This is a genomic window from Labilibaculum sp. (assembly GCF_041595635.1).
Taxonomy (GTDB): domain Bacteria; phylum Bacteroidota; class Bacteroidia; order Bacteroidales; family Marinifilaceae; genus Labilibaculum.
Genome location: NZ_JBFHJW010000116.1, coordinates 1 through 4,522 on the forward strand (window position 1 = coordinate 1; position 4,522 = coordinate 4,522).

5 protein-coding genes are annotated in these 4,522 nt (G+C 37.4%); all 5 read right to left on the reverse strand.

Going from position 1 to position 4,522, the window contains the following annotated elements; translation table 11 throughout:
* Positions 1-1,340, reverse strand: a 1,340-nt coding sequence (locus tag ABYT26_RS17440; RefSeq protein WP_372756276.1) for a sulfatase-like hydrolase/transferase, incomplete at its 3' end; no start/stop codon positions are given.
* A 412-nt stretch (positions 1,341-1,752) separates the two neighbouring features.
* Positions 1,753-2,313 carry a sugar O-acetyltransferase gene (locus tag ABYT26_RS17445; RefSeq protein ID WP_372756278.1) on the reverse strand — a complete coding sequence of 187 codons (561 nt, stop codon included), beginning with the start codon at positions 2,311-2,313 and terminating at the stop codon, positions 1,753-1,755.
* 99 nt (positions 2,314-2,412) lie between these two features.
* Entirely contained in the window at positions 2,413-2,667 is a 255-nt protein-coding gene (locus tag ABYT26_RS17450) for a VOC family protein (RefSeq protein WP_372756280.1), read from the reverse strand.
* 198 nt (positions 2,668-2,865) lie between these two features.
* Positions 2,866-3,621, reverse strand: coding sequence for an acyl-CoA dehydratase activase (locus tag ABYT26_RS17455; RefSeq protein WP_372756282.1), 756 nt, complete (start codon positions 3,619-3,621; stop codon positions 2,866-2,868).
* Positions 3,622-3,673: 52 nt separating this feature from the next.
* Positions 3,674-4,522, reverse strand: an 849-nt coding sequence (locus ABYT26_RS17460) for a 2-hydroxyacyl-CoA dehydratase (protein ID WP_372756284.1), incomplete at its 5' end; no start/stop codon positions are given.

Genomic DNA, 4,522 nt, shown 5'->3' on the forward strand with positions numbered 1-4,522 from the left:
TAGTGAGACAATTCCTGTACACCTTCTTTTACATCTTTATCCCATGCTTCTAGTTTTATCAATAGTTGATTCGCTAAATCAGAATGTTCGGAACTAATTTCATTTTGCTCTCCTAAATCATTCGCTAAATTATAAAGTTCAATTCGATCTCCGATCTTTCTTTTGGTGCGAATTAATTTCCAATCTCCGCTTCTGATGAAACTTTTATTGTTGTAGCCAAAAAATACATCTCTTTCGGCTAATTTTGTATTATTTAGAAGGTTATCTTTCAGACTGATTCCGTCGATGTTTTTGTTAGTAGGTTTTTGGTCGATAAAATCTAATAGTGTGGGAAGTAGATCCATTCCAAGAACTATGTTGGTATTTACGCTTTGCTTTTTAATTTTTTTAGGATAAGTGAAAATAGCAGGAACACGACTTCCTCCTTCGTAGGCACTAGCTTTGTAACCTCTTAAAATACCATTGTTTCCATATTTATTTCCTCCATTATCAGAAATGAATATGAGTATTGTATTTTCGTATTGGTTGGTCTCTTTTAGGGTTTGTACTATTTTACCAATTCCTTCGTCCATTACTTCTACCATTTCTTTGTAGATAGAGGCAATGCTGTCTTTACAAACTTCTTTTGTTCCTGATTCACCAACTTTTCTCAATGCTTGATCGATTCGTCTTTGATAAGGTCCGTGTGGAGCCTCATGGGGTAAGTAAAGGAAAAAGGGTTTGTCTGTTTTTTCAGGATTGTTCTCTTTGATGAATTTCACTCCATATTCGGTAATTAAATCGGTCGAATATCCATCTTCATTGTCAACATTACTGCCTTTCCACCAATCTAAAAATCCTTCCTGATCGATATGTGCATGGTAGTCGATATTTCCACTTACAAATCCTATGAATTCATCAAATCCTTGCAGAATAGGGTTGAATTCTTTCGCATATCCTAAATGCCATTTTCCAAACATCCCACATTTATAGTCGTACTTTTTAAATTCTTCGGCTAAGGTTGTTTCCTCTAAGCTTAATCCTACCTCTCTGTGGCTTTTTGCTGTAATAACACCATCGATACCAGTTCGTTGTTGGTATTGACCTGTTAAAAGGGCAGCTCGTGTTGGACTACAAACGGCTCCATTGGAATGAAAATCGGTGAATTTAATTCCTTTGCTTGCTAATAGATCGATATTGGGTGTTTTGGTATTTGTATTGCCATAGCAGGAGATGTCGCCATAGCCCAAATCATCGGCCATAATGAGTACGATGTTTGGTTTTGTATCTGATTTTTCAGTTTTGCTAGTACAGGATACAAATAGAAAAGCGAATAGGATTACAAATAGTTGCTTTCTCATGAGATATAAAATATTTTTAATTATAATTCTTAAAGTACCAAGCTGTTTTTTGTAGATGTTGAGATCTATTTTCTTACGAGTAGGTGAGCATTCATTCAAAGCTTTACAAAATATGATTAGTAAAACACATTGTGTGGCTTTTGTGCTGTGTAATTGTAAGAGATTAGCAAAGTAGATACTATGCAATTTTAATGAAAATAGATTGATCTAACAAAATCTTTTGTAAAAAATCACAAAAGTTATTTGTTATTTGTAACTAATTTAACTTTGTATGCCATTATGAAAGTTAGAGTGTTGAATTTCACTTGCATTCTTAGGAGGAATGCAAGTAAGTACTAGCAGTTATTGTTTAGGTATTGTTCGAGGTGAGTGGATTTTTCAATTTTTTCAGTAAGGAATAACAGAAGAAGCTTTACTGTTCTAGTTCTCGAATTATTTTGCATGGATTTCCTGCCGCTGACACGTCGGAAGGAATGTCTTTAGTGACTACACTTCCAGCTCCAATTACACTTCTGTCCCCAATGCTGACTCCCGGACAAATGGCAACATTTCCACCGATCCATACATCTTCACCAATTGTAATGGCTTTCGCAAATTCGAGTCCACTAGCTCTTTCTTTGTAATTAATTGGATGAGTAGCGGTGTAGATTTGCACATTGGGTCCGAATAGTGTTCTGCTGCCAATTGTAACGGGCATAACATCCAACACCACACAATTAAAATTAAAATAGACCGAGTCGCCAAGCTGTATGTTTGTTCCGTAATCGCAGTAAAAAGGAGTTTGTATCCACAAATTGCTACCCGAATTAGGAAGTAATTTTCTTAGTACTTCTTCTCTTTTTACTTCCTCATCTTCGCCTGAATCATTTAGCTCTTTTACCAGTAGTCTGGCTTTCAAACGTTCCTCGGAAAGTTCAGGATCTAGCGCATTGTATAGCTCGCCCGAAAGCATTTTTTCCTTTTCTGTCTTCATTTTTCACTCCGTTATTTCAAGATGATTCCCTTCGCAATCTAAAACTACACTTTCATAAAATCCATCGTTGCGTAACCGCTCTGTTAGCTTGTCAACATTTTACTTTCCTCCAACCGATATTGAGAAATGTGTTAAGCCAAAGCATAGGGAGTGATCACTTATGGAAGACAAAATATCGGGTCTGCTCATAATTTCTATTCTACTTGCAGATTCTTCGAAGGATAGGAAATAAGATGAAAACTGTTTTTCTACATTCGTATATTTTTCGCTGCAATTCATGCCAAAATATTTCATGTAAAATCCTTTTGTCTTTTCTAAATCGCTTACCCAAATTGCAATGTGTTCTATTTTCATGATTTTGAATTTAAAATTTCAAAACAAAAATATCGAGTGTGCATTTTTCGAAATTGTATATTTTAAACAAACTTAGAATAATTTGAAATTATAATTGATGATCTTACATTCTTTATCGGCTAGTTTTATGATTGTTTGGTAATTGGAAGGTGTTTTGTGGAGCAAATCGTTCTTCTTGTTGGCTTGCGTGAAATTTTTCTAGTTTGCGAGTACCGATTGACTGTGAATAGCACAACCCAGAGCACCCATTATTTGTGGATCTTTTGGAACGAATACAGGTTGCTGGTAGAGTTCTTCCATAAGGGTTTTTAGTCCGATGCTTTTGGCGCCACCACCGGCAAAGGCAATGTCTTTTTGCATGCCCACCCGCTTAATCAATGCCATCGATTTTCTAATGACAGAGTAGTGAATTCCTCTTGCTACTTCGTAACGATCGGCACCATTGGCTAGCATCGAAATAATTTCCGATTCGGCAAATACCGCACACATGCTGTTGATGTTTTCATGTTTATCGGTGCTGAGTGCTTTCTCGCCAAATTCATCTAAATTAAAGCGGAGAGCCATGGCCATTATCTCGAGAAAACGGCCTGTGCCAGCAGCACATTTGTCATTCATCTCAAACTTCTTGATATTGCCGTTCTCATCTATACCGATGGCTTTGGTATCCTGTCCACCGATGTCGAGAATGGTGCGGGTGTTCGGTAGTTCGTGATGCACTCCCAAAGCAAAGGCTTTAATTTCGCTAATTACTTCGGAGGTAAAATGATCAGCAAACAAATGTCTTCCGTAGCCTGTTGCGGTGATTGAATCGTAGGAGAGTTCAGCCAGCAAAGTTTTGCATGTTTCTATGGGACTATATGTGTTTTCGACAACTTTCGAATAGATAATTTTGTTGTCTTCTAACAAAACAACTTTGATTGTTCGCGAACCAATATCAATACCTGCTGATATCATGAAAATGGAATTTTAAGAATAGCCCCGACTAGTAAGACGGGGCTAAAGGATGTTATTTTTTGATTCTTTCGATAAAGGCTTCGATACGGGTTTTCAATTGTCCCATATCTTCCTGACTGTAATCTGTCTCTATACTCAAGACTGGTATTCCTTCGTTTTCTAAACCTTTTTCAAATGGAATTGATTCTGCTTGGTAGGGTTGGCAAAACTGAAGACTGTAGTGCAATACTCCATCGGCATTGTATTTTGCAGCCATCTCTTTGATGTGCTCATATCTACTCTTATTGGGAGTAAATACAGCGCAATCAATTTGAAAGTAACGGTCTACAATATTGTCGATTAAGGCATCCACAGTATCTGCGTTATCATCAGTTAATCGTTGTGTTCCTCTTTCGCCGGTACACATTTCTTCACCAATAACAATAGCTCCCGATTTCTCGATGATATTAGGTACTTTCCAGTTAGGAACAGCCATTGGACAACCGCTAACTAAAATTCTAGGAGCGTCTTTTGAGAATACACCTTCGTTTTTGGCAATGCGTTCCTCTAATTCGTCGCAAATAGCATTTACCGATGCGGTAAAACGTTCTGGATTATCGTAGAAGTAAACTTGATTGGCTAATAGTACATCGAGTCCTGAGATAGGTACTGGATTCGCTGCTCTTAGTTTTGACAAACGAAGAATTGCTTTGCGCTTATTGTTTACGGTTTCGATGCCTTTTTTCAAGTTCTCTACGCTAAGTTTCTGTCCGGTTAGTTCTTCCAGAGCTGTAGCAAATTTACGATATTCAGCTTTTAGTAAGGCTTTTCCTGCCTCGCTTTTCATCTGTGGGATATCCATCACGTATAGGTTTCCAACCAAATCGCTATACGATTCGAAGGCCTTTTTCTTGCCATCGCA

Bases quoted from the DNA above. Each gene is read 5' to 3' on its own strand.
- ABYT26_RS17445 (WP_372756278.1), bottom strand. From the start codon at position 2,313: ATGAAGACAGAAAAGGAAAAAATGCTTTCGGGCGAGCTATACAATGCG.
- ABYT26_RS17450 (WP_372756280.1), bottom strand. From the start codon at position 2,667: ATGAAAATAGAACACATTGCAATTTGGGTAAGCGATTTAGAAAAGACA.
- ABYT26_RS17455 (WP_372756282.1), bottom strand. From the start codon at position 3,621: ATGATATCAGCAGGTATTGATATTGGTTCGCGAACAATCAAAGTTGTT.